General features: G+C 62.5%; 23 protein-coding genes. 12 read left to right on the top strand and 11 right to left on the bottom strand.

Annotated elements, in window-relative coordinates:
• Positions 1 to 33: 33 nt before the first annotated feature.
• Positions 34 to 387 (bottom strand): MGMT family protein, encoded by a 354-nt coding sequence (locus ACZ9A3_RS18780; RefSeq protein ID WP_045197370.1) that lies wholly within the window; start codon positions 385 to 387, stop codon positions 34 to 36.
• 152 nt (positions 388 to 539) lie between these two features.
• Here ACZ9A3_RS18780 and ACZ9A3_RS18775 point away from each other — a divergent pair, with 152 nt between their 5' ends.
• From ACZ9A3_RS18775 to groL, 5 genes are all read left to right on the top strand, one after another.
• Positions 540 to 1547 (top strand): DUF481 domain-containing protein, encoded by a 1008-nt coding sequence (locus ACZ9A3_RS18775; protein WP_045197889.1) that lies wholly within the window; start codon positions 540 to 542, stop codon positions 1545 to 1547.
• A gap of 108 nt (positions 1548 to 1655) precedes the next feature.
• On the top strand, positions 1656 to 2387 hold the full coding sequence (locus ACZ9A3_RS18770; RefSeq protein WP_093379850.1) for a HugZ family pyridoxamine 5'-phosphate oxidase: 732 nt from the start codon (positions 1656 to 1658) through the stop codon (positions 2385 to 2387).
• Positions 2388 to 2451: 64 nt separating this feature from the next.
• Positions 2452 to 2952: an FxsA family protein gene (locus tag ACZ9A3_RS18765; protein ID WP_045197374.1), complete on the top strand. Its 501-nt coding sequence runs from the start codon at positions 2452 to 2454 to the stop codon at positions 2950 to 2952.
• A gap of 257 nt (positions 2953 to 3209) precedes the next feature.
• Positions 3210 to 3503: a co-chaperone GroES gene (locus ACZ9A3_RS18760; protein WP_003260750.1), complete on the top strand. Its 294-nt coding sequence runs from the start codon at positions 3210 to 3212 to the stop codon at positions 3501 to 3503.
• Between the two features lie 47 nt (positions 3504 to 3550).
• On the top strand, positions 3551 to 5203 hold the full coding sequence (gene groL / locus ACZ9A3_RS18755; protein ID WP_045197377.1) for a chaperonin GroEL: 1653 nt from the start codon (positions 3551 to 3553) through the stop codon (positions 5201 to 5203).
• Positions 5204 to 5265: 62 nt separating this feature from the next.
• Here groL and ACZ9A3_RS18750 read toward each other — a convergent pair whose 3' ends face one another.
• A complete protein-coding gene (locus ACZ9A3_RS18750; protein ID WP_476252995.1) occupies positions 5266 to 5994 on the bottom strand; it encodes a phosphatase PAP2 family protein in 729 nt (242 codons plus the stop codon).
• A 188-nt stretch (positions 5995 to 6182) separates the two neighbouring features.
• On the opposite strand from ACZ9A3_RS18750, the gene colR reads away from it, so the two are divergent.
• The 5 genes from colR to ACZ9A3_RS18725 all read left to right on the top strand — a co-directional run bounded on the left by colR (position 6183) and on the right by ACZ9A3_RS18725 (position 9914).
• Positions 6183 to 6866, top strand: coding sequence for a two-component system response regulator ColR (gene colR / locus ACZ9A3_RS18745; protein WP_045197381.1), 684 nt, complete (start codon positions 6183 to 6185; stop codon positions 6864 to 6866).
• Positions 6856 to 8151 (top strand): sensor histidine kinase, encoded by a 1296-nt coding sequence (locus tag ACZ9A3_RS18740; protein WP_045197383.1) that lies wholly within the window; start codon positions 6856 to 6858, stop codon positions 8149 to 8151. Before colR ends, ACZ9A3_RS18740 begins: the two co-directional genes overlap by 11 nt.
• 137 nt (positions 8152 to 8288) lie before the next feature.
• Complete coding sequence (locus tag ACZ9A3_RS18735; protein WP_045197385.1) at positions 8289 to 8969, top strand: class I SAM-dependent methyltransferase; 681 nt, start codon at positions 8289 to 8291, stop codon at positions 8967 to 8969.
• A gap of 7 nt (positions 8970 to 8976) precedes the next feature.
• Positions 8977 to 9687, top strand: a complete 711-nt coding sequence (locus tag ACZ9A3_RS18730) for a lipopolysaccharide kinase InaA family protein (protein WP_045197386.1) — start codon at positions 8977 to 8979, stop codon at positions 9685 to 9687.
• Positions 9687 to 9914: a hypothetical protein gene (locus ACZ9A3_RS18725; protein WP_045197388.1), complete on the top strand. Its 228-nt coding sequence runs from the start codon at positions 9687 to 9689 to the stop codon at positions 9912 to 9914. Before ACZ9A3_RS18730 ends, ACZ9A3_RS18725 begins: the two co-directional genes overlap by 1 nt.
• Before the next feature lie 53 nt (positions 9915 to 9967).
• Here the strand turns inward: ACZ9A3_RS18725 and ACZ9A3_RS18720 are convergent, their stop codons facing one another.
• The 9 genes from ACZ9A3_RS18720 to ACZ9A3_RS18680 all read right to left on the bottom strand — a co-directional run bounded on the left by ACZ9A3_RS18720 (position 9968) and on the right by ACZ9A3_RS18680 (position 23399).
• The gene (locus ACZ9A3_RS18720; RefSeq protein WP_093379860.1) at positions 9968 to 13015 is read right to left on the bottom strand and encodes a multidrug efflux RND transporter permease subunit; all 3048 of its coding nucleotides are present in this window, start codon (positions 13013 to 13015) and stop codon (positions 9968 to 9970) included.
• A gap of 13 nt (positions 13016 to 13028) precedes the next feature.
• Positions 13029 to 14177, bottom strand: coding sequence for an efflux RND transporter periplasmic adaptor subunit (locus ACZ9A3_RS18715; protein WP_476252994.1), 1149 nt, complete (start codon positions 14175 to 14177; stop codon positions 13029 to 13031).
• A 125-nt stretch (positions 14178 to 14302) separates the two neighbouring features.
• Positions 14303 to 15400, bottom strand: coding sequence for a DUF1513 domain-containing protein (locus tag ACZ9A3_RS18710; RefSeq protein ID WP_476252993.1), 1098 nt, complete (start codon positions 15398 to 15400; stop codon positions 14303 to 14305).
• Positions 15401 to 15402: 2 nt separating this feature from the next.
• Positions 15403 to 16467, bottom strand: coding sequence for an imelysin family protein (locus ACZ9A3_RS18705; RefSeq protein WP_045197396.1), 1065 nt, complete (start codon positions 16465 to 16467; stop codon positions 15403 to 15405).
• 15 nt (positions 16468 to 16482) lie between these two features.
• Positions 16483 to 17910: a di-heme oxidoreductase family protein gene (locus tag ACZ9A3_RS18700; RefSeq protein WP_045197399.1), complete on the bottom strand. Its 1428-nt coding sequence runs from the start codon at positions 17908 to 17910 to the stop codon at positions 16483 to 16485.
• A 220-nt stretch (positions 17911 to 18130) separates the two neighbouring features.
• Positions 18131 to 19468, bottom strand: a complete 1338-nt coding sequence (locus ACZ9A3_RS18695; RefSeq protein WP_093387302.1) for an imelysin family protein — start codon at positions 19466 to 19468, stop codon at positions 18131 to 18133.
• A 149-nt stretch (positions 19469 to 19617) separates the two neighbouring features.
• Positions 19618 to 21699, bottom strand: a complete 2082-nt coding sequence (locus ACZ9A3_RS18690; protein ID WP_404944436.1) for a putative bifunctional diguanylate cyclase/phosphodiesterase — start codon at positions 21697 to 21699, stop codon at positions 19618 to 19620.
• Between the two features lie 314 nt (positions 21700 to 22013).
• Positions 22014 to 22610 carry a superoxide dismutase gene (locus ACZ9A3_RS18685; protein ID WP_045197403.1) on the bottom strand — a complete coding sequence of 199 codons (597 nt, stop codon included), beginning with the start codon at positions 22608 to 22610 and terminating at the stop codon, positions 22014 to 22016.
• A gap of 189 nt (positions 22611 to 22799) precedes the next feature.
• Positions 22800 to 23399 (bottom strand): LysE/ArgO family amino acid transporter, encoded by a 600-nt coding sequence (locus ACZ9A3_RS18680; protein WP_093379874.1) that lies wholly within the window; start codon positions 23397 to 23399, stop codon positions 22800 to 22802.
• A gap of 122 nt (positions 23400 to 23521) precedes the next feature.
• Here ACZ9A3_RS18680 and ACZ9A3_RS18675 point away from each other — a divergent pair, with 122 nt between their 5' ends.
• Together ACZ9A3_RS18675 and ACZ9A3_RS18670 are read left to right on the top strand one after the other, a co-directional pair.
• Positions 23522 to 24412: a LysR family transcriptional regulator ArgP gene (locus ACZ9A3_RS18675; protein WP_045197407.1), complete on the top strand. Its 891-nt coding sequence runs from the start codon at positions 23522 to 23524 to the stop codon at positions 24410 to 24412.
• Between the two features lie 52 nt (positions 24413 to 24464).
• Entirely contained in the window at positions 24465 to 25469 is a 1005-nt protein-coding gene (locus ACZ9A3_RS18670) for an NAD-dependent epimerase/dehydratase family protein (RefSeq protein ID WP_045197409.1), read from the top strand.
• Positions 25470 to 25538 lie beyond the last annotated feature (69 nt).

Genomic DNA, 25538 nt, shown 5'->3' with positions numbered 1-25538 from the left:
CTGCCTCAAGTTTACGAAAACAAAGCGCGCACTCTAACCGCTGTGCTCCATCGGGCGCCAGCCATGGCGCAACATATCCACACGATTATTGTGCAAGGTGATGCCTTCTGCGCGCAGCCGGGCCCGCTGTTCATCGCCTGAAGGGGTGCCCAGGGCCAGGCTCAGGCGTCCGCCGGCGCCCAGCACCCGGTGCCAGGGCAACTGGGTATCGCTGGGCAACTGGCTGAGGGTACGCCCGACCCAGCGCGCCGCACGGCCTAAACCTGCCAGTTGCGCCAGTTCGCCGTAGCTGATCACCTTGCCCGCGGGCACCTGGCCAAGCACCAGGTAGAGTGCCATTCGTCGGGCTTCGGCGCTTTCGGTCGGATCGCCGGGAATCCCGTTCATCGCGGGATTCGCTTATTGCGCGCTGCACGCGCAGGTTTGTTCGAGCAAATAAGAATTGAACTCATCGACATGGGGCAGGTCAGTCCTTGCTCTGATGGCGGGTATCTGGATAATGCCCGACTTTTTTCGCGAACCCGAGTCCGTTGCCGCTTATGTTTCCTAGAGCCTTGTTGTGCGTTGCCCTCGCTGCTGCCTGTTCCCCCGCCCTTGCCGACACCGTGTGGATGAAAAACGGTGACAAGCTGAGCGGCAAGATCAAGGTTTTCGATGGCGGCAAACTGTTGCTCGAAACGCCTTATGGCGGCTCCATCGCCCTGGACTGGAAGCAGGTGCAGACCCTGGAAAGCGATCAGGAGTTGCTGGTCAAGCAAGACGCCTACAGCGGCGAAAAAGCCAAGTCGCTGCAGGCTGCCGAAGACGGCAAGGTCGTTCTGGCCAACGGCGAGGCCCCCAAGACTGTCGAACTGGCCAGCATCCAGCAGATCATGAAGCCAAAGCCTGTGGTCGAGGACCTGTCGTGGAAGGGCAATGTCGACCTGGCCATGGACTATAAGCGCGCCGAAACCGACAGCGACGACTACGACATCGACTTCAAGACCACCGCCCGTCACGGCCGCTGGCGCCATCAGGCCGAAGGCGAATACAACCGCGAAAGCAAGGACGAGGTCACCACCACCAACAACTGGAGCGCCGAATACGCGCTGGACCGCTTCATCACCGAGAAGTGGTTCTGGCAGGGCCGTCTGGAATACAAGCGTGACCACATCGAAGACCTCGCCCGCCAGCGCACCGTGGGTACCGGCCCGGGCTACCAGTTCTGGGATGACGAACTGGGCGCGTTCTCGCTCGGTTCGCTGGTCAACCGTACCGACTATGAATACGCCGACGGCGGCAAGGACAACTTCTACTCGCTGGCCATGAAGTGGGACTACAACCGCTACCTGATTGGCAAGCGCGTCGAGTTCTTCACCAACGGCGAAGTCGGCAAACCGCTGGGCGGCGTCGCCGAGTACGCTCTGGATGCCGAGGTCGGCCTGCGCTACAAGGTTACCGAGTGGGCCTCGCTCAACCTCAAGGCCGAGAAAGACATCATCAGCGGCACCCGCGACAGCGACCTGGACAAGACCCGCTATACCGCAGGTTTCGGTGTGGCCTGGTAAGCACGCTGGCAACACCGAGCGATAATGATTATTTTGTCGGTTAACTAGCCTGGGCGTGCGCGCATGCACGCTCGGCATTACGACGATTATCGAGCGGGGAGTCATACAGTGAGCGCTAAAGCCGCAACACAGGCACGGGAGCTGCTGCTCAAGGAATACCGCGGGGTGCTGTCGACCCATTCCAAATCGATGCCGGGCTTTCCGTTCGGATCGGTGGTGCCCTATTGCCTGGATGCCGACGGCAATCCGCTGATCCTGATCAGCCGCATTGCCCAGCACACCCACAACCTGCAAAAAGACCCCAAGTGCTCGTTGCTGGTGGGCGAGCGCGACGCCGAGGACGTCCAGGCGGTGGGCCGCCTGACCGTGCTGGCCGAGGCGCAACAGCTGGTCGAGACCGAGGCAGTCGAAGCCGCTGCCGAGCGCTATTACCGTTACTTCCCCGAATCGGCCAACTACCATAAAGCCCACGATTTCGACTTCTGGGTGCTCAAGCCGGTGCGCCATCGCTACATCGGCGGCTTCGGCGCAATCCACTGGATCGATCACCTGAACCTGGCCAACCCCTTTGCCGGCAAGGCCGAACAGAGCATGATCGAGCACATGAACAGCGATCACGCCAACGCCATCGAGCACTACGTCCAGCTCAGCGGCCTGCCCCAGGGCGCGGCGGCGCAGATGGTCGGCATCGACAGCGAGGGCATGCACCTGCGCATTGGCCAGGCCCTGCACTGGTTGCCGTTCGCAGCGCCTTGCAATACGCCGATACAAGTGCGCGAAGCCCTGGTTTTTCTGGCCCGCGCCGATCAATGGCCTCAACGGCAAGCCGCCGAGGCTTGAAATGGCGAGGGATCGCATCCATTAAAGGTCTACTGCAAGGACATCTTGCGCAGAGGAACCGTTGATGCGTGCTTTTCTATTGCTGTTTCTGATTTTTCCGGTGCTGGAGCTGTATGTGTTTTTCAAGGTCAGCACCGCGATCGGCTTCTTTCCCGCGCTGCTGCTGATCATCGCTGGCTCCGCCCTGGGCGTGCTGGTGGTGCGGGTGGCGGGCCTGGCCACCGCCCTGCGTGCCCGCGAGAGCCTGCAGCGCGGCGAGTTGCCGGCCGAGGACATGTTCCACGGCCTGATGCTGGCGCTCGGTGGCGGCCTGCTGCTGTTGCCCGGCTTCATCAGTGACGTGATCGGCCTGGTCTGCCTGCTGCCGTTCACCCGTCGCTTGCTCGGGCGCAAGATGCGCGAGCGCGCCGAGGCCCAGGCCATGCGCCAGCGCGCCTTTGGCGATGATCCGTTCATGGCGCGGCCGGGCCAGCCCGGTGGCCACCAGCCAACGGTGATCGAAGGTGAAGTGGTCGGTCGTGAAGATCCTGCTCAGCCTAACCTGCGCAATCCACGGGACTTGTAAAGGTTACCTGTGCTTTGCCAACGGCCCCTATCGGGGCCGTTTTGCTTTGTGCAGCGCCGATCGCTAAAAATTTTCACAGCCAAGCCTTGTAATTGCTCTTGGCGACCTCATGTATGGGTCACCGCAAGGTTTCTGGTGATTTGCACCAGACATTACATGTGTGGTCCGCCCCGCGGGCTACGAGCGGCTACGCCGCAAGCATCAACCCGCCGGTGTCGATACCGGCCGATGAAAACCACAATTAGGAGAGATCGACAATGAAGCTTCGTCCTCTGCATGACCGCGTCGTTATCCGTCGCAGCGAAGAAGAATCGAAAACCGCTGGCGGTATCGTTCTGCCAGGTTCGGCCGCGGAAAAACCTAACCGTGGCGAAGTCGTCGCTGTAGGTACCGGTCGCATCCTGGACAACGGTGAAGTGCGTGCGCTGGCCGTGAAAGTGGGTGACAAGGTGGTTTTCGGCCCTTACTCGGGCAGCAACACTGTGAAAGTTGACGGCGAAGACCTGCTGGTGATGGCTGAGAACGAAATTCTCGCTGTCATCGAAGGCTGATTCCGCTGGTTTCCCGTTACTCCAAAGTATTCAAGGATTAAACGATCATGGCTGCTAAAGACGTAAAATTCGGCGACTCCGCCCGTAAGAAAATGCTCGTTGGTGTCAACGTTCTGGCTGACGCTGTAAAAGCCACCCTGGGCCCGAAAGGCCGTAACGTTGTTCTGGCCAAGAGCTTCGGCGCTCCAACCATCACCAAAGACGGTGTGTCGGTTGCCAAAGAAATCGAGCTCAAAGACGCCTTTGAAAACATGGGCGCCCAGCTGCTGAAAGACGTTGCCTCCAAGGCCAACGACGAAGCTGGTGACGGCACCACCACCGCTACCGTTCTGGCTCAGGCCATTGTTAGCGAAGGCCTGAAAGCCGTTGCTGCCGGCATGAACCCGATGGACCTCAAGCGTGGTATCGACAAAGCCACCATCGCCATCGTCAAAGAGCTGAAGTCCCTGTCCAAGCCATGCGCCGACTCCAAGGCCATCGCTCAGGTCGGCACCATCTCGGCCAACTCCGACAACTCCATCGGTGACATCATCGCCGAAGCCATGGAAAAAGTCGGTAAAGAAGGCGTGATTACCGTCGAAGAAGGCTCGGGCCTGGAAAACGAACTGTCGGTCGTAGAAGGCATGCAGTTCGACCGCGGCTACCTGTCCCCTTACTTCGTCAACAAGCCAGACACCATGGTCGCCGAGCTGGATGGCCCGCTGCTGCTGCTGGTTGACAAGAAAATCTCCAACATCCGCGAACTGCTGCCAGTTCTGGAAGCCGTTGCCAAGGCCGGCCGTCCGCTGCTGATCGTGGCTGAAGACGTCGAAGGCGAAGCGCTGGCCACCCTGGTGGTCAACAACATGCGCGGCATCGTCAAGGTTGCTGCAGTCAAGGCCCCTGGCTTCGGCGATCGCCGCAAGGCCATGCTGCAGGACATCGCCGTCCTGACCGGCGGTACCGTGATCTCCGAAGAAATCGGCCTGAGCCTGGAATCCGCTACCCTGGAGCACCTGGGTAACGCCAAGCGTGTGACCCTGTCCAAGGAAAACACCATCATCGTCGACGGCGCTGGTGTTCAAGGCGATATCGAAGCGCGCATCACCCAGATCCGCGCTCAGGTTGCCGAGACTTCCTCGGACTACGACCGTGAAAAACTGCAAGAGCGTCTGGCCAAGCTGGCTGGCGGTGTTGCCGTGATCAAGGTCGGTGCTGGCACCGAAGTCGAAATGAAAGAGAAGAAAGCCCGCGTTGAAGACGCCCTGCACGCTACCCGTGCAGCCGTCGAAGAAGGCGTGGTGCCTGGCGGTGGTGTTGCCCTGGTTCGCTCGCTGCAAGCTATCTCCGAGCTCAAAGGCGACAACGAAGACCAGAACGTCGGTATTCAGCTGCTGCGTCGCGCTGTTGAAGCGCCACTGCGTCAGATCGTTGCCAACGCCGGCGACGAGCCAAGCGTGGTTGTCGACAAGGTCAAGCAAGGTTCCGGCAACTTCGGTTACAACGCTGCGACCGGCGAGTACGGCGACATGATCGAGATGGGTATCCTCGACCCTGCCAAAGTAACCCGTTCGGCCCTGCAAGCTGCAGCTTCGATTGGCGGTCTGATGATCACCACCGAAGCCATGGTTGCTGACGCTCCAGTGGAAGCTGGTGCTGGCGGCGGCATGCCAGACATGGGCGGCATGGGTGGTATGGGTGGCATGGGCGGCATGATGTAAGCCAGCCTTACCCGCTCGATAAAAAGCCCCGCCTTGTGCGGGGCTTTTTTATGCCTGCGTTTTTACTTTGCAGCAACCAGCGCGTCCTGCTTGACCTCAACCGGCCGGCGGTACAGCACCCAGTAGTAACAGCCAAGGCTGATCAGCCAGCAAAACACCGCCGTCCATACGTTGTGCGAAAAGAAGTGCGCGCCCTGCAGCATGCGCCCCACCGAAAACAGCGTACCCAGGCCAAAGGCGAATACCAGCGCGGCCCTGGCCAGGCGCGGGCGCCGATCACGCAAAACAAAAAACAGTGCAAACAGGGTAAAACCGGTTGCCGCATGGCCGCCTGGCCAGCAGCGTCCGGGCTTGTCGGTAGCCGGGCGCGGGCTGAGCAGCTCGCTGTAGGTTTCCTTGCCACCAAACTCGCTCAGGCTCCACGGGCACTGCACCGCAGTTACTGCCTTGACCGGGGTGACAAAGCTGGTCGACAAACCCATGGCCAGCACCAGGCAACCCAGTTCCCGCCGCCAGCTGAACAGCCGCGACCAGAAGAAACTCACGGCGAAGGCGACAATCGCCAGCAAACCGAGGGCGATTACCGCCTGTTTGGCCCGGTCGTGCAGGATATCTTCGAGAAAATAGCTGTGCCGGCCGATGAACTGCCCGGCTACCGGATCGAACGCCAGCTTGGCCAGGTCCATGTCCAGCGAGGTCAGTTCCAGCAGGATCAATATGATTGCGGTAATGGCGGGAATGCCCAGGGCGATCCAGAAATTCAGCGGACGGGAGTAGGCGGGTAGTGACATGGCAAGTCCAGGCAGGTCAAAGGGGAGTCCGACCGGCAATTCTCGGGCAGCCGCCATCACCTGTCCGTGAAGGCTCGGTGAAAAAAACGTTAACCTGCAATAAAGTCGCGCCGACCTAGCCTGGCGGCGCTGATGGCCTTAAGCTGCGCCTGCCAAGCAGGCAAAAGCGTCGGACCGGAGACACCCCAATGCGAATTCTACTGGTTGAAGACAACCGCGATATCCTGGCCAACCTGGCCGACTACCTGGGCCTGAAGGGCTACACGGTGGATTGTGCCCAGGATGGCCTGTCCGGCCTGCACCTGGCCGCTACCGAGCACTACGACCTGATCGTGCTCGACATCATGCTGCCCGGCATCGACGGCTACACCCTGTGCAAGCGTCTGCGCGAAGATGCCCGGCGTGATACCCCGGTGATCATGCTCACCGCCCGAGACCAGCTCGATGACCGCTTGCAGGGTTTTCGTTCTGGCGCTGACGATTACCTGCTCAAGCCGTTCGCGCTGTCGGAGCTGGCCGCGCGCATCGAGGCAGTACTGCGCCGGGCCCAGGGCGGCGGTCGCCGGACCTTGCAGATCAGCGACCTGATCTACGACCTGGACACCCTGGAAGTGACCCGCGAAGGCAAGCTGCTCAAACTCAACCCGGTGGGCCTCAAGCTGCTGGCTGTGCTGATGCAGAAGAGCCCGCACGTACTGCGCCGCGAAGTGCTCGAAGAGGCGCTGTGGGGCGATGACTGCCCGGACAGCGACAGCCTGCGCAGCCATGTTCACCAGTTGCGCCAGGTGATCGACAAACCCTTCGAAAAACCCCTGCTGCATACCGTCCACGGCGTCGGCTATCGTCTGGCCGAGGGCCGTGATGGAGTTTAGACAGAGCCTTGCCCAGCGCATCATCATTGCTTTTGCCCTGATGAGCGCACTGGTGGCCGGGGCGTTTGCCTTTGGCATTGTTGCCACCGTGCACCTGGTCGAAGAGCGGCTGATTTCCGCGGTACTGGGCGGCGATCTGCAGCGCTTGCTGCGCATGGACAGCGTCGGCGACTGGAGCCACCGGCCACGGCCGGACCAACTGTTCTATTTCAGCGGCGGGCGCGACGAATTCGAACTGCCCAAGGATTTGCGCCATCTCGAACGAGGCTTTCACGAAGTGTTTCGCGAAGACTTGTCCTACCACGCGATGGTCGAAATCGTTGATGGCCGGCGCTATGTCCTGCTCCAGGACCAGAGCGATTTCGAAGAACGCGAGCGGGTGCTGTTCGCCGTCGTGGTGGTCGGCTTCGTGTTGAGCCTGGCGCTGGCAGTGTTCCTCGGCTGGGTTCTGGCCCGCCGGGTTATGGCGCCGGTGATCCGCCTGGCGCGCCAGGTTCGTCACCGCGACCAGTTGCTCGGCCTGGCACCACCTTTGGCACCAGATTACGCCGCGGATGAAGTCGGCCAGCTGGCGGTGGCCTTCGACGACACCCTTGGGCGTCTGCGCGATGCTCTGACCCGTGAACGCCTGTTTACCAGCGACGTCAGCCACGAGCTGCGCACGCCGCTGATGGTGCTGGCCAGCTCCTGCGAGCTGTTGCTGGTCAACCCCAACATGGAGCCCCGGGCGCGCTCCCAGGTCGAACGTATCGCCCGCGCCACTGAAGAGATGCAGGAACTGGTGAAAACCTTCCTGATGCTTGCCCGTGCCCAGCGCGACGAAGGCGCAGTGGCCTCGCAGGCAACCATGAAGGAAGTCGCCGATGACCTGATTGGCGTCTGGCGCGACACCATCGAGCAGAAAGGCCTGACCTTGCTGTACGACCCCAAGGCCGCAACCTCGACCTTGTACAACGCCACCTTTCTGCAGGCGGTGATGGGCAACCTGCTGCGCAACGCCGCGCACTACACCGACCAAGGCTTTATCCGCCTGACCCTGGAGCCTGCCGGGTTTCTGGTCGAGGACAGTGGCGTGGGGATTCCCGAAGAGCAGCGCGAAGCCATGTTCCGGCCGTTCGTGCGCGGCGACGAACGGCGTGGCGAAGGCCTGGGCCTGGGTTTGTCGCTGGTGCAGCGGATCTGTGACGATCAGGGCTGGTCGGTCAGCCTTAGCGCTATGGTGCCCCATGGCTGCCGCTTCCATGTCGACCTGAGCCTGGCACCCGAGCGGCCGCTCGAGGGGTAACAGGGCATTGGCCGGTGTGAAAGTTTGTAATTTGTTGAAACCTTTACCGTGAAAACTAACAAATTTTTCACACCAGCATGACCTGACGCCAACGCTTGCCTGCCTAAGGTGAGTGCATTGGAGTCAGGAGATGCACAATGCGTAGCCCTATCAAACTCGAGTTTTCGGAAAAGTACGACCAGCAGCACGCCCAGGAATACTTCCTCAAGCACCAGGATGGCCTGGCGCGGCGGATGTCCCACCAGCGTGACGAGCAACTGGCCCGTCGCGCCCTGGCGCTGGCTGGCGAGCCCGGGCTGGTCCTCGACCTGCCGTGCGGCGCCGGGCGTTTCTGGCCGTTGCTGGCAGAAAAACCCAACCGGGTGATCATCGGCGCCGACAACTCCGAAGCCATGCTCGAAACTGCACGCGCCTCGCAGCCGGCCCATGTGGTGGAACGGGTACGTACCTTGCAGACATCTGCCTTCGCCATCGATTTACCGGATAACTCGGTCGACAGTATTTTTTGCATGCGGCTGATGCATCACATCGGTGAAGCCGCCCATCGCAAGACATTACTCTCGGAATTTCAACGAGTTACCCGCGACAGCGTGATCGTTTCGCTGTGGGTGGATGGCAACTTCAAAGCCTGGCGGCGCAAAAAGCTCGAGCAACGGCGTTACGCCGAAAGCGGGCAGGGCAGTTACCAGAATCGTTTTGTGTTACCAGCTGCTACGGTTGAAGAAGAATTCGAAGCCGCAGGGTTCCGCATTCAGGAACGATTGGACTTCTTGCCGTTCTATGCCATGTGGCGAGTCTATCTATTGCGTAAGGGGTGAGCGGGGCATGGGGTTTGAGCGCACAGCAGCAACGACGAACAAGGATCAGTTCGATCATTTCTGGCAGCAGCAGGGTGAATGGGTCGAGGAGCCCAATCAGCGTCGCGGCGGCGAGAGTGGTGTACAACGCCTGAGCGACGACACGGGCCATACGTTCTATGCCAAGCGTCAGATCGGCCATATCTACCGCAGCCTTTTGCACCCCTTCGGCCGGCCCACCGTGCTCCGTGAGTACGAGGCCCTGAACAGTTTCGAGCAGCTTGGCGTGCGGGTGCCGCATATCGTCTATTGCGGCGTCGAGCGCGATGCCGAGCACCAGTGGCGCGCGTTGCTGGTCAGCGAGGCGCTGGAAGGTTTCGAGGACATCGACAGCTGGTTTGCTGCCGGCGCCCGTGAGCGCTATCACCCGGCATTGCACGAGCGGGTCCTGCTGGACCTGGCGCAGAACCTGGTGCGTATGCACCGTGGTCACTGGCAGCATGGTTGCCTGTATGGCAAGCACGTGTTCGTCAAGGTCGTCGGTGAGGGCGCCGAAGCCAGGGCCGAGGTGGCATTGCTGGACCTGGAAAAATGCCGCCGGCGCATCAGTTGCCAGCGCGCTGCCGCCAATGACCTTAAACAATTGCGCCGCCATTCGTCTTTCACTGACGCAGAGTGGCAAAAACTGCTCTATTTTTACCAGATGGCGTTTGGCAGCGCTGTCAAAGGTTTAGAGTAATGAAACTAGAAATAGCTCGAGGTGTGTTCCTGCTGATGGCGCTGGGCGTGGCAACTGTCGCCGTGGCCGCGTGGGAAGAGCCACGCCCGCAAATAGTCAGCAAGGTCGACGCCGGTGCGCAATGTCCGTTGCCCCGGGTGGTCAAGCCCCAGGTCGATGCCAAACCCGATCACGATCTGCTGTTGTTGCTGTTCGGGTTGAGCCAGGGCGTACGCGCCAGCGGCTGAAACCTTGCAAGGCGTTCGGGCAAAGGCCTCGTCATCGACGAGGCCTTTGCATTTCATACCGTTTGCGTGGCGGCTTGCGGCGCATCGGCCTTGGCCAGCAAGGTATAGATGCACGGCAGCACGAACAGGGTGAACAAGGTGCCCACCGACATGCCGGTGGCGATCACCGTGCCGATGTCGAAGCGGCTGACCGCGCCGGCGCCGGTGGCAAGGATCAGCGGCACCATGCCAAATACCATCGCCGCAGTGGTCATCAGCACCGGGCGCAGGCGGATGGCTGCGGCTTCTTCCACCGCTTCGCGGGCGCTCAGGCCTTTTTGCTGGCGCAACTGGTTGGCGAACTCGACGATCAGGATGCCGTGCTTGCTGATCAGCCCGATCAGGGTCACCAGGCCCACCTGGGTATAGATGTTCATGCTCGAGATCCCCAGGAACAGGGGAATCAACGCCCCGCAGATCGACAGCGGCACAGTCACCAGGATCACCAGCGGGTCGCGCAAGCTTTCGAATTGCGCCGCCAGTACCAGGAAGATGATCGCCAGCGCCAGGCCGAAGGTTACCCACAGGGCGCTGCCTTCCTGAACGAACTGACGCGCCGCGCCGCCATAGTCAAAGCCGTAGCCCTCCGGCGCTTCCTCACGGGCAATCGTGCGCACGGTATCCAGCGCCTCGCCCATGCTGACCATCGGGAAGCCCTGGATGATCGCCGAGTTCAGTTGCTGGAACTGGTTGAGCTGACGCGGGCGGGCGCGGTCGCTGATGCTGATCAGGGTCGACAACGCCAGCATCTGCCCCTGCTGGTTCTTCACGTAGTAGTTGTTCAGCCAGTCGGGATTGTCGCGGTAGGGCCGCTCGACCTGGGCAATGACCTTGTAGCTGCGCCCGTCGATAGTGAAGCGGTTGATCTCCGCCTCGCCCAGCAGGGTCGCCAGGGTGCCGCCCAGGGCGTCCATGGACACGCCCATCTGCGCCGCCTTGGCGCGGTCGATATCGACCACCACCTCGGGCTTGTCGAAGGCCAGGTCGATGTCGAGGAAGGCGAACTTGCCCGACGCCTGGGCACGCGCCTTGACCCGTTCGGCCACCTCCAGCAACGAGGCGTAGTCGTTGGCGGTGTTGATCACGAAGGCGAACGGCAAGCCTTCACCGGTGCCCGGTAGCGAGGGCAGGTTGAAGCCGAAGATCTGCAGGCCGCTGATGCCTTCGAGCTTGGCCTGTACCAATGGCAGCAGCTGCATCTGGGTGCGCTCGCGTTCGTTCCACGGCTTGAGCAAAAAGCCGCCGATGCCCGATTGCACGCCGTTGAAGCCGTTGATCTGGAACGACGAATAGTACTCGGGGAAGTCCTTGAAGATCTTGATGAACTCGTCGGTGTAGCTGTTCAGGTAATCGAGGTTGGTTGGCTGCGGGGCGGTGGCCATCATGAAGATGATGCCCTGGTCTTCATCGGGCGCCAGCTCGTTCTTGGTGAACATCAGAAACACCGGAATCAGGCACAGCACGATCAGCGCGAACACCAGCACCACCGGCCGGGTGTTGAGGGTGCCATGGAGGGTTTTCTGGTAGCGCAGTTTGAGCCGTTCGAAGAGTACATCCAGACGGTGGGCCAGGCCGCTGGGGTTCTGCTCGTGCCGCAACAGCAGGGCGCACATCATCGGTGACAGGGTCAGGGCGACGATCCCGGAAATCACCACGGCGCCGGCCAGGGTCAGGGCGAACTCCTTGAACAGCGCGCCGGTGAGCCCCTGCAGAAAGCCTATAGGGGCGTACACCGCCGCCAGGGTGATGGTCATCGACACCACCGGCATGGCAATTTCGCGAGCGCCTTCCAGGGCCGCGTCGTAGGGCGATTTACCTTCTTCGATATGACGGTGGATGTTTTCCACCACGACGATAGCGTCATCGACCACCAGGCCGATGGCCAGGACCATGGCCAACAAGGTGAGCAAGTTCAGCGAATAGCCCATCAACTGCATGAAAAACAGCACGCCGATCATCGACAGCGGGATGGTAATGACCGGGATCAGCACCGAGCGCAAGGCGCCGAGGAACAGGAAGACCACGACGATGACGATCAGCACCGCTTCGACCAGGGTCTTGACCACTTCGTCGATCGAGGCCTGGATGAACAGCGTGGCGTCGTAGGCGATCGAGGATTTCAGGTTCGGCGGTAGCTGGCTTTCAAGCTCGGGCATGAGCTTGCGCACCTCCTTGATCACTTCCAGCGGGTTGGCCCCGGGGGTGGCCTTGATGCCGATGTACACCGACGGCGTGCCGTCGAAGGAGCTCACGGTGTCGTAGTTCTCGGCGCCCATTTCAACCCGCGCCACGTCGCCGAGCAGCACCCGGCTGTCGCCACTGGTCTTGAGCGGGATATTGGCGAAGGCTTCGGCGCTCTTCAGTTCGGTGGTGGCGTTGATACTGGTGACGATGTACTCGCCCTTGAGCTCGCCGGCCGCCGACAGGAAGTTGTAGCCGCGCACCGCCTGGGTCACGTCGTTGGCGCTCAGGCCGTAGCCGGCAAGCTTTACCGGGTCGATCCACAGGCGCATGGCGAACAGCTGGTTGCCGAGGATCTCGGCTTCGGCCATGCCCGGCAGGGTCGCAAGCTTGGGCTGGATGACCCGCGACAGGTAATCGGTGATCTGCGGGTTGCTCAACTCGCTGCTGTAGAAGCTTACGTACATCAGCGCCGAGGCGTCGGCGGCCTCCTTGCTCAGCACCGGGTCTTCGGCGTCCTGGGGCAGCTTGTTCTTGACCTCGTTGGCCTTGGCCAGCAACTCGGTGAACAGCCGGTCGCTGTCCGAGCCGATGCGCGCATAGATCGAAATCACCGAGAAGTTCTGCCGGCTCACCGAGGTCATGTAGTCGATGCCTTCGGCGCTGGCCAGGCTTTGCTGCAGCGGCTGGGTGATGTAGCCCTGGATGGTTTCGGCGTTGGCCCCGGGGTAGGCGGTGGTCACCGTGATCAGGGCGTTTTCCATTTGCGGGTATTGGCGGATCGGCAACTTGCTCCAGGCCTGGAAGCCCAGCAGCACGATCAGCAGGCTGACCACGCTGGCCAGCACCGGGCGGCGGATGAACGGATCGGTAAAGGCCATGACGGTTCCTTGATCAGTTGCTGCGCGGCGGGCTGTCGGGGGCTTGCAGGGCTTTGTCCGGGCTGATGCTGATCGGCGCGCCCTGGGTGAGTTTCAACTGGCCGGCAGTAACCACCGTTTCGCCGGCCTTGAGCCCCTTGCTGATGATCACCAGGCCATCGCGGCGTTCGCCGGTCTCGACGAAGCGGCGTTCGGCAATCAGGGTTGGCTGGGCGTCGTCGTTGTCTGGCACTTTGCCGTCTTCAGGCTTTTTCGCCGTGGCGACATACACCGAGTTGCCATACAGGGTGTAGGTCACCGCGCTTTCCGGCACCACCACCTGTGGCTGCGGGTCGGGCAGCAGCACTTGCAGGCTGGTGAACATGCCGGGCAGCAGCTTGCCGTCGGGGTTGGCCAGGGTGGCGCGGACCTGCACGTTGCGGGTGCTGTCCTCGACCTTGGGGTTGATCGCGCTGATGCTGCCGGGGAAGTGCTCTTGCGGGTAGGCGGCGACGCTGACCAGCACTTGCTGGCCAATGCTCAGCTTGGGAATCGACTGTTCGGGGACGAAGAAATCGACGTAGAGGCTGCTCAGGTCTTGCAAGGTGGCGATCACCGTGCCGCTGGCCAGGTAGTCGCCAACGTCCACCTGGCGGATGCCGATGGTGCCGCTGAAGGGCGCATTGATGCTCTTTTTTGCCAGCGCCGCCTTGAGTTGATCGACCACTGCCTTGTTGCGCTTGAACTGGGCGCTCAAGCGATCGAACTCACCCTTGGAAATCGCCTGGCTGCCGACCAGCTGGCTGCCGCGGTTGTAGTCGACCTGGGCCAGGCCCAGGTCGGCGAGGGCGGTCCCCAGCAATGCGGTTTCGACATCGCTGTCCAGTTGCAACAACAACTGGCCCTTGCTGACTTTCTGCCCGGACTCGAACTGCAGGGCCTTGACCGTGCCGGCGATCTCCAGGCTCAGGTCGACCCCTTGCAGCGCCTTGAGGCTGCCCACGGCCGGCAGGCGGTTCTGCCAGGCACGTTCGCTGGCCTCGGTCGCCGCCACGCTGATCGGCGGCTTGGGGGCCGAGAACATCTGGATCTGCTGATAGATGGCAAAGGCCTTGTAGCCCCCCAGGATCAGCACGAGCAGCAAGACAACACCCAACATGATCAGCATGCGGCGGCGCAGCATAGTCCAGTTCCTTGGAGACGAATTGTTGTTCGCTTGGCACGACGACGGGCGATCCTGCCCACGTGCGATGTAGCCGAATATTACTCTGTTGACCGGGCCTGGGAAGCCTGTGTTCCCGGCTATTTTCAGGCCAGGTGCAGGTGGTTGTCCCAGAGCCCGGACGGCAATTGCAGGGGCTGGCCGATCAGTTCGGGCTTGCGGCAATCGTACAGGCGGCAACGGCCTTGGCCTGAGGTCACGACAAAACCGTCGGCCACCGCGCCGACACCGGCGCAATCGGGCATCGGTGCATCCAGGCGTACCTGGGCGCTGTCCAGGTCCCAGATAAACAGCCGGTTGGCCCGTGGCGCGGTCAGGGCCACCAGGCGCAGCTCGTTGTGAATGGCGACGCTGGCGGTGTAGTGGGCCATGGACTGCAATTGCTGCTCGGGCACCGGGAAGGCTTCAAAGGCCTGGCCCGGGCGCTTGATCGCCAGCAGCTCGGCAGTCTCGTGGCTGGCGCCCATGAACTGCTGGCCGGCGACGATGGTGCCGTCGGCGGCAATCGCCAAATGGCGCACGCTGTTCATCTGCTGGCTGAGTACTTCTTTGCTCAGCAGCGTGCCGTCGCGCTGCATCAGCACCAGGCTCGGCTGCATGGCATCGAGGTTCATCTCCACCCGGCTTTCGGCCTCGGTGCGAATGCCGCCGTTGGCCACCACCAGGGTTTCGCCATCGGGCATCCACGACACCTGGTGCGGGCCGATGCCGTGGGTCGAGATTTCGCCAGCATGGCTCAGGCGCTCGCCGTCGAAACGGTAGACACCGAGTACGCCACGGCCAGGGTCGGTGGTGTCGTTCTCGGTGGCGTAGAGCCATTCGCCGCTCTTGTGGATCACCGCATGGCCGTAGAAATGCCGGTTCGGCTGCGAGGTGAGGGTCTGCAGCAAGCGGCCATCGCGCAGGTCGATCAGGTAGCTCTCGGTGCCGGGTCGGCGGGCGACGAACAGGGCAATTGGCTGTTCGGGATGGTTGATGATGTCATGGCAACGCTGGCCCACCTCGGTGGCGAACACCTGGGTGCCGTCCAGGCGGTAGCCGACGGCGTAGTGCTTGCCGTCGCCATCGTCACGCGCCGAGAGCAGCAGCGGCGTGCCGGCCTTGTTGCGAAACAGGGTCCAGCCGCCGAGGGTGAGGGCGCTGAGCACAACGCTACCGAGTTTGAGAGCCTGGCGTCGCAACATGATCAGTCACCGTCGTTGGCGTTGAAGCCCAGCTGGATGCCCAGCGCCTTGGCCAGCTCGCCTTCGTGCAGGCGGTGAACGGCGTTGAGGCTGTCGTAAATAGTGTTCAGCTGCTGGCGGCCGGCTTCGTCGTCGAGCAACTCGCCGAGGGTTTTCTGGTTGCCGGCCAGCAGCTTGGAGGCGTTGGCGTAGGCAGCGTCGATCTTGTCCGCCAAGGCTTGCTGGTCTTTGCCCAGCAGGCCGCGCAGGCCTTTGTTGTCGACCCCAACCCAGACGGTCTGGGCAGCATTGAGGCTGGCTTCCAGGCTTTTCAGCGAGGAGTGGCTGCGCCAGGCCTCGGCCTGCAGCGGCTGCGGGATACCCTTGCTCAGGCGGCCCATGGGCGCGCCGAGTTTCTTCTTCAGGGTATCCAGGGCGGTAACCTGGGCCCGCAGCAGGTCGGCGATGGCCTCGTGGGAATCGGCGTAGCGCTGGTTGGGGAACTTGGTCATCTGCGCGAGCATGCCGTCGGTGCTGTTCCAGCCTTTGAGGATTTCCTCGGCCAGGGCCTTCTGGTGCTCGCCGATGGCCACCAGCAGCGGGCAGTAGCGGGCTTTCTGTTCGGCGTTGGCGGCATCCGGCTTGCTATCGAAGAGGATGTACTCGTAGGCCGACAGGCCGCGCACGACGACACTGGATTTGCCCAGGGTTTCGGCGTCGAGTGGCTTGTCACCGTTGACCAGTTGCTCGACCTGACGGCCGACCAGGTTCTTCTTGTCGGGCCAGAACTGCACCTGCCAGGCACGGTTGCCTTCGGCCAGCGGGCCGATCAACAGGGGCTGCAACTCGGCCCAGGCTTTTTGCGCATGGAGAAAATCGGCGCGGGCAGTGGCCAGGTCCGCCTTGCCTTCACAGAAGGCCAGGGCGCTGACGGCCAGCTGGCGGTCGGCTTCGACCCAGCGGCTGTAGGTCGGCAGGATTACCTGTTTGGCGATCGCCGCCGAGGTCACCGCTTGCGGGTCTTGCGGCGAGCAGGCGCCGAGGGCGAGGGCGGCAAGGCTGGTGAACAACAGTTTGGGACGGAACATGCCCGGCTCCTTTGCTTAAAGTGAATTCAGGAAAGCCAGCAACGCGGTGCGTTGCCCGGCGTTGAAGCTCAAGACGTACTGTTTGGCCGCTTCGGCTTCGCCACCGTGCCAGAGCACAGCTTCGAGCAGGTTGCGGGCGCGGCCATCGTGAAGAAACTGGGTGTGACCGCTGACGGTCTCGTTCAGGCCGATACCCCACAGCGGCGCGGTGCGCCAGTCCTGGCCGCTGGCGGCGAACTCGCTGCGGTTGTCGGCCAGGCCCGGGCCCATGTCATGCAGCAGCAGGTCGCTGTAGGGGCGGATCAGCTGGTTGGCCAGCTCCGGCTCGGCGGCGTCGCTGGCGGTGGTGAACTGTGGCGTGTGGCAGCCTTGGCAGCCGGCCTGGTGGAACAGGTTCTTGCCGGCCAGCACCTGGGGCGAATCGACGTCCTTGCGCACCGGCACTGCCAGGTTGCGGGTATAGAACAGCACCAGGCGCAGGATGTTGTCGCTGACTTCCTGCTCGCCGTTGGCACCGTTGCCGTTGGCGGCGTTGAGGCAGTCGGTCTGCGCCGGGGTGCAGTCGTCCATTGGCCGCAGGCTGGTGGTCAGGCCCATGTCACCGGAAAACGCATGGACGTTCTGCTGATTGAGGTTCGGCTGCCCGGCCTTCCAGCCGAAGCGGCCGACCACGGTCTTGCCCTGAGCATCGTCCCAGACCCGGTTGGCGCGGCCGCGGATGCCATCGCCGTTGCGGTCGTCGGGGTCGGCATTAGCCAGCAGCGCCGCCTCGGGGATGGCCTCGAGCAGACCCAGGCCGATCATCGGCGGGGCGACCCGGGCCGAGAAGCGCGTATCGGGGTGCATCGGCCCGTAGCCCAGCTGGGTGATCTGCAGGCGCGGCTTGCGCAGCTCGACCTGGGTGCCGTCCTTGAAGGTGACCTGTTGCGTATCGTACTCGACCCGCACCTTGCCTTCGGGGGCGACACCCGGCACCGCCATGTCCTGCAACTGACCGCCATACACCGGCTCCGGGACGATGCCCAGTTGCTCGATAACCTTGGCGTACTGCGGCTGATCGGGGATCGACAGGCGCACCAGCATCGACACCGCGTTGGCGGCGTTGGGCCCGGGCGGGTGGCCGCGGCCGTCCTTGATGTGGCAGTTCTGGCAGGCATTGGTATTGAACAGCGGGCCCAGGCCGTCGCGGGCGGTGGTGGTCGACGGGGCAATCACCCAGGGGCTGCGGAAAAAGCTGTTGCCGACACTGAAGTCCAGGCGCCGGCTCGGCGGCAGGTTGGCCGAAGGCATGGAATAGGCGTTCTGGTCGCGCTTGTTCACCGTCGCCTTGCCACCGGCCAGCGCTTCACCGGGCTCGGCCTGGGTGAATCGCGGGGCGTCGTCGCAACCGGCCAGAACGGCGACCAGAAGCAGGGGGCTGAGACGGGGAAGCAACGAGGACATCAATAATCCTGGGGCTTGGGCAAAAAACCGGCGTGCAAGCTTAGCAGGCTCGGGGTAATTGAATAAGAGGGATTTGCGTTTGCTCGATGAAATCTATCGCGGGGCAAGCCGGCTCCTCCAGTGGACCTGCCTGCACCAATCCTGTGGGAGCGGGCTCGACCCGCGATGATGCGCATAAAGAAGGCGACCCGAAGGTCGCCTCTATCAAGCCGCCGCTGAATCAGAACTCGTGATCAGCGGTGTCCGGTGCCAGGTTGGCGATGCCCAGTTTGCTTGCGGCCTGTTCGATCGCACCGGTCTGCTTGACCAGGGCGGCGATGGCGTCACGCACGATCTGGTTGCCGGCAGCGTTGTCGGCCGCGATCAGCTGGTCGTAGTGCTCGCCTTTGGCGGCATGGTCGACCATCACCTGAATCTTGGCTTCGGTTGCTTGCAGGTCGGCCTTGAGGGTGGTGTCGGTGGCGGCGTCGATCTTGGCCACCAGCGACGACAGGCTCGGGCCGCTCAGCTTGGTGCCGTCGGTGCGGGTGTACTCGCCCAGGTAGACGTTGCGGATGCCCTTGGCGTCATAGAAGTGCGAGTTGTGGGTGTTGTCGCTGAAGCAGTCCTGCTCGTCTTCAGGCGAATTGGCTTCCAGGGAAACCTTCATGCGCTCGCCAGCCAGTTCGCCCAGCGACAGGCTGCCCATGCCGAACAGCATCTTGCGCAGGCCGTCGGCCACTGGCTCGGCTTCGAGGGTGGCACGGTAGTTGGTGGCAACGTTCGGTGCCCAGTTGCCGACCATTTCCTCGAGGTCGTTGACCAGCAGTTGGGTCACGGCTTTGAGGTAGGCACGGCGGCGCTCGTTGTGGCCGCCGGTAGCGCCCTGGCCTTCCAGGTAGTCGGAGGCAGGACGGGCGCCGGCGCCCGGGCCGGTGCCGTTGAGGTCCTGGCCCCAGAGCAGGAATTCGATGGCGTGGTAACCGGTGGCAACGTTGGCTTCGGAGCCGCCCAGCTCGTTCAGGCTGGCGAGCTTCTCCGGGGTGATGTCCTTGACGTCAACCTTGTCTTCGCCGACCTGAACCTGGGTATTGGCGATGATGTTGGCGGTCGCGCCAGGGTTGCCCAGAGCATGCTCGTAGCTCTTGTCGACATAGTCGATCAGGCCTTCGTCCAGCGGCCAGGCATTCACCTGGCCTTCCCAGTCGTCGATGATGGTGTTGCCGAAGCGGAACACTTCGCTCTGCAGGTATGGCACACGGGCAGCGACCCAGGCGGCTTTGGCAGCGTTCAGGGTTTCGTCGCTGGGCTTGGCAAGGAAGGCGTCGATCGCGGTTTGCAGGGTCTTGGCGGTGCTCAGCGAGTCGCTGTAGACGGCGTGGACCATGTCGGCGTAATGCTTGACCACGGCTTTGGCCGCTGCCTCGTCGACGGCGCCAGCGGCAGCAGGGGCGGTAGCCGAGGTGGTGGCCGGGGCTTGCGGTGCGGCGGCTTTGTCCTTGTCCTTGCTGTCGCCGCAACCGGCGAGAGAGATGGCAATGGCCAACAGACTGGCGGTGGCCAGAGGCATACGAATCATGGCGAATTCCTGCGTCGAGAGGTTGGACAGGCGTACCGGAGGCACGCAAAACTGCAACATAATGCGAAAGATTTGCATTTTGTGTAAAGGGGCAGTCACGTAAATATTCAAATGCGTGGGTTGACCGCTTCGAGCAATGCGTACAGGGGTTAGAGAATCGAAACCTGGTTGCGCTGGGCCTGTTTGAGGAACGCAGTCAGCTCCCGGGCCGGCAAGGGTTTGCTGTAGTGGTAGCCCTGACCTTCATGGCAACCCTGGGCGATGATGTAGGCTTCCTGTTCCGCCGTCTCGACCCCTTCGGCAATGACTTGCATGCCCAGGCTCTTGCCCAGCTGGATGATGGCGCGGACGATGGTGGCATCGTCGTCGTCATCGAGCAGGTCCTGGACGAAGCTCTTGTCGATCTTGATCTTGTCCAGCGGCAGCGACTTCAGGTAGCTGAGCGACGAGTAGCCGGTGCCGAAGTCGTCAATGGCAATCAGCGCCCCGGATCGGCGCAGGCTCAGCAGGTGCTGGGCAGCGGTGCTGATGTCTTCCATCAGGCCGGTCTCGGTGACTTCCAGCTCCAGGCTGCGCGGCGGCAGGCGGTAGATCTGCAGCAGGTTGTTGACCACTCGCGGCAACTCGTTGTGGTGCAGTTGCACGGTCGACAGGTTGACCGCCATGCGCAGTTCGCTGAAGCCCTGATCGTGCCAGTCGCGTAGTTGCCGGCAAGCCTGGTCGAGCACCCATTCGCCGATGCTGATGATGTTGCCGTTCTGCTCGGCCAGGGGGATGAACTGGTCCGGCGGGACCATGCCCAGTTCCGGATGCTGCCAGCGCAGCAGCGCCTCGACACCGACCACGCGATGGTCGCGGTAGCTGATCTGTGGCTGGTAGACCAGGAACAGCTGGTTGCGCGGCAGCGCTTCGCGCAGGTCTTTTTCCAGCTCGCGGCGCCGGCGCATCTCGCTGTCGACACTGGCGATGTAGAACTGGTAGCGGTTGCGCGAGCGGGCCTTGGCCAGGGTCATGGTCTGCTCGGCCTTTTGCAGCAGCTTCTCGGTGCTGTCGCCGTCTTCGGGGAACAGGGTGATGCCGATGGTCGCGCGCAGGCGGATTTCCTGATGGTCGAGGGCGAACGGTGCTTCGAGGTCATCGAGAATGCTCTGGGCCAGCTCCGCCGCTTCGTAGGGCTGCTCGATATCGGCCTGGACCAGGGCGAACTGGTCGCCGCCCAGGCGGGCCAGGGCACCGAGGCGGCCACTGTGGGCGCGCAGGCGGTCGGCCAGGGCCAGCAGCAACTGGTCGCCGGCCTGGTAGCTGAACTGCTCGTTGATGCCCTTGAAGTCGTCAAGGCCCACGCACAGTACCGCCACCCGGCGTTGCAGGCGCCCGGCGTCGACGAGGATCTTGTCCAGTTGCTGCTGCAGTTGCTGGCGGTTCGGCAGGCCGGTGAGAAAGTCGTACTGGGCCATGCGCAACAGGCTGTTCTCGGCTTCATGGCGCAGGTGGGTATTGCGCTCGATCGAGGCCAGCAACTGGTTGGCGGTATTGACCCACAGGCCCAGCTCGTTCTTTTCGTGGCCCTTGATCAGCGGCAACTGGTGCTGGCTGGGACGGTCGGGGTTGATCTGGGTGAGGTGCTCGATGATCTTCGACAGCGGCTTGGTCAGCATCCAGTGATAGACCAGGTACAGCACCAGGCCCATGGCCAGGGCGCGCAGCACGCCGGAAATGAAGATGATCACTGAACTGACCAGGAAGCCCTCGCCGTAGGAGGCGGTGTCGAGGGTGATGCTCAGGTCGCCGTAATATTCGCTATAGGGGCCACGGCCGACCAGCTGGGTGGTGAAGTTGCGCTCCTGGCCGAGAATCAGGTCGGTCAGCCAGCGGCTGGAAACCTCCTGCAGCGGGCGGGATTTTTCCGCCAGCATGGTCTCGTTGGGATGGCCGATGGAGGCCATGCGCACGGACTCGTCCTGGAACAAGCCCTCCATGACCTGCATGCCCATTTCCTTGTCCAGGCTGTACACCGCCTGGGTCGAAGGGTCGCGGAACATGTCGAGGATCCGTTGGGCGTCATTGGCGACGGCCTGGCGGGTCTTGTAGGCATCAAAGACGATCTGCGCACAACTGAGAACTACACCGACGACCAACGCCGAGAGCAGTACTACCCTGAGCAACTTGACCGATAAGCTGTTCTTGAGTTCCAGCTTCAATGGGGTTTCCTTAATCCATGCGCATGGCATCATTTTGCCATCAAACTTGGCAATCCACTATCGGCCGTCAACAGGACTTCTCCAGCTCCTTGACGGTGCATTTTGCACCAGGAGCAGGTTGGCTGCCTGCCGTCACTGTATCGGTTGCCCGGCCTCGCGACTTTAATCCGTGGCAACGAGTTTCCCAACGTTTGATGTTAGCGTGCTCTGCGTGCGCGGCAAGATGCACGGCGCCTGAATAGGATGAAAAATGTTGCAGCGCAGACGCGCATAAAAAAGCCCACCGCTAGGGTGGGCTTTTCGCGCGCTCAATACCTTGTGCAAGGTATTGCTCAGCAGCCGGCTCAGGCAGTGAAGGTTTTGCCTTCGAACTGCTCGGCGACGAACTTCCAGTTGACCAGGTTCCAGAACGCCTCGACGTACTTCGGACGCACGTTACGGTAGTCGATGTAGTAGGCGTGTTCCCAGACGTCGCAGGTCAGCAGCGGGGTGTCGCCGTTGGTCAGCGGGTTGCCGGCGCCGATGGTGCTGGCCAGGGCCAGGGAACCGTCGGATTTTTTCACCAGCCAGCCCCAACCGGAACCGAAGGTGCCGACCGAAGTCTTGGTGAACTCTTCCTTGAACTTGTCGAACGAACCGAACGCGGCGTTGATGGCTTCAGCCAGGGCGCCGGTTGGTTGGCCGCCGGCGTTTGGCGCCAGGCAGTTCCAGTAGAAGGTGTGGTTCCAGACCTGAGCGGCGTTGTTGAAGATACCGCCCGAGGAAGTCTTGACGATCTCTTCCAGGGTCTTGCCTTCGAACTCGGTGCCTGGCACCAGGTTGTTCAGGTTCACGACATAGGTGTTGTGGTGCTTGTCGTGGTGGTATTCCAGGGTTTCCTTGGAAATGTGCGGCTGCAGGGCGTCGTGGGCGTAAGGCAGCGGCGGCAATTCAAAAGCCATGGTGATTCTCCTAATCAGGTCTGTTGCGGTGAGCGCAAGGCCGATCACGGGCGGCCGGTGTGCGTCGGCGAGTTTGTACTCTTTGCGACGCAAGGGCTGGATCATAGCACCGGGCCCGGTGCATAACCACGCAACAAGTGTACGGGAAAGAGGTTCCAGAGCCTTTGCCGGTGCCGGACGAGCGGCGCCTCAGGTAAAGATCAGCTGCGCCGCCACGGCAAACATCATCACCGCCACCATCAGGTCGAGCAGCCGCCAGGTGCCTGGGCGCGCCAGCCACGGGGCCAGCCAGGCGGCGCCCAGGGCGAGGGTGAAAAACCACAGCAGCGAGGCGCTGGCGGCGCCGGCCACGTAAGCACCGGGCACGGTCTGCTGGGCGCCCAGCGAGCCGATCAGCAATACCGTGTCGAGGTACACATGGGGGTTGAGCAGGGTTACCGCCAGGGCGCTGAGCAGCACCGCCCGACGCGAACGCAAGCCCTGGCCTTCGCCCTGTTGCAGGCTTTGTTGCGAGCAGGCGCGCAGCAACGCCTTGCCGCCGTACCAGATCAGAAACACCGCGCCACCCCAGCGCGCCACCGCCAGCAGGGTCGGGTTTTGCGCCAGCACCGTGGCCAGGCCAAACACGCCCGCGGCCACCAGGATGGCATCGCAGACCACGCACAGCGCCGCCACCGGCAGGTGATGTTCGCGGCGCAGGCTCTGTGCCAGGACAAAGGCGTTTTGCGTGCCGATCGCCATGATCAGGCCGAAGGCGACCAACAGGCCGTTCAGGTAGCTTTGCCACATAAGGGGAACTCCACAAGACACCCGCAGGGCGCGGGCGCAAATACAAAGAAGATGCTGGCCATTGTGGGGATTTCCTCTGTATAAGAAAAACAAATAAAGCTGATCTGGCATTAGGAAAAATAATGTTCGATTACAAACTGCTGTCTGCCCTCGCCGCCGTGATTGAACAGGCCGGTTTCGAGCGCGCCGCCCAGGTGCTGGGCTTGTCGCAGTCGGCGATTTCCCAGCGCATCAAGTTGCTCGAGGCGCGCGTTGGCCAGCCGGTGCTGGTGCGCGCCAATCCGCCGAGCCCCACCGATGTCGGCCGGCGCCTGCTCAACCATGTGCAACAGGTGCGCCTGCTTGAGCGCGATCTGCAGAGCCAGGTGCCAGCGCTGGATGCAGAGGGCATGCCCGAGCGCCTGCGCATCGCCCTCAATGCCGACAGCCTGGCGACCTGGTGGGCAGGCGCTGTGGGCGAATTCTGTGCCGATCAGCAGGTGTTGCTCGACCTGGTGGTCGAAGACCAGGAAGTCGGCCTCAAACGCATGCGTGCCGGCGAAGTGGCAGCCTGCCTGTGCGGCAGCGAGCGGCCGGTGGCCGGCGCACGCAGCCTGTTGCTCGGCGCCATGCGCTACCGGGCGCTGGCCAGCCCGGCGTTCATGGCCCGCTACTTTCCAGCCGGTTTCGCTGCCGCGCGGCTGTCGCGCACGCCGGCGCTGGTGTTCGGGCCGGATGACTTTCTTCAGCACCGTTACCTGGCCTCGTTAGGTATTCAGGACGGTTTCCTCCATCACCTGTGCCCGTCATCCGAAGGCTTCTTGCGCATGACCGAAGCGGGCCTGGGCTGGGGCCTGGTGCCGGAACTGCAGGTGCGCGATCAGCTGGCCAGCGGGCGCCTGGTAGAAATATCCGCGGATAAACCCATCGACGTGCCCTTGTACTGGCATCATTGGCGCAATGGTGGGCAGTTGCTCGGCCAACTGACGGATCACCTGCGCCTGACGGCCGGGCAGTGGCTGGTGCCCTTGTAGGCATTGGCGGCGTCAGCAGTATCTGAAAAACCTGTTTTAGGCGGAGTGCTACATGCAAATTCTGGTCACCGGCGCGAGCGGCTTCATAGGCGGGCGCTTTGCGCGCTTTGCCCTGGAGCAGGGCTTTGACGTTCGGGTCAACGGCCGCCGCGCCGAAGGCGTCGAGCACCTGGTGCGACGCGGCGCGCAGTTCATCCCGGGTGACCTTGGCGATCCGGACCTGGCCCGACGCCTGTGCCAGGGCGTCGAGGCGGTGGTGCATTGCGCCGGTGCGGTGGGCAACTGGGGGCGTTACCAGGACTTTTACCAAGGCAACGTGGTGGTCACTGAAAACGTTGTCGAGGCTTGCCTGAAGGAGCATGTACGGCGCTTGGTGCACCTGTCTTCGCCGTCGATCTATTTCAATGGCCGCTCGCAGCTGGGCATTACTGAAGACCAGGTGCCACGGCGCTTTCATGACCATTACGGGGCCACCAAGCACCTGGCCGAACAGAAGGTCTTCGGCGCCCAGGAGTTTGGCCTCGAAGTGCTGGCCCTGCGTCCGCGCTTTGTCACCGGCGCGGGTGATGTGAGCATCTTCCCGCGCTTGCTGCAGATGCAACGCAAGCGGCGCCTGGCGATCATCGGCAATGGCCTGAACAAGGTCGACTTCACCAGCGTGCAGAACCTCAACGAAGCGCTGATCAGTGCCTTGCTCGCCGATAACGCGGCGCTTGGCCAGGCCTACAACATCAGCAACGGTCATCCCTTGCCGCTGTGGGATGTGGTCAATTATGTGATGCGGCAAATGCACCTGCCGCAAGTCACCCGCTACCGTTCCTACGGCCTGGCCTACAGCCTTGCAGCCTTGAACGAAGGCGCCTGCCTGCTCTGGCCGGGCCGCCCGCAGCCGACCCTGTCACGCTTGGGGATGCAGGTGATGAGCAAGGACTTCACCCTCGACATCAGCCGCGCCCGGCAGTTTCTTGATTACCGCCCCAGCGTCAGCCTGTGGTCGGCACTGGATGAGTTCTGCGGCTGGTGGAAAGCCCAGGACCTTGCGTCCGGCCAGCACTGAACCCGATCACGGCTTTGCGGTCGATCAGTGCGCAGATCAGGCTTTATACTAATGACCATTTGCTATCAC

It is taken from the genome of Pseudomonas sp. TE4620 (genome assembly GCF_056279045.1).
The sequence above is the reverse complement of the archived record's forward strand: the minus strand, read 5'-3'. Positions and strand labels throughout refer to the sequence as shown.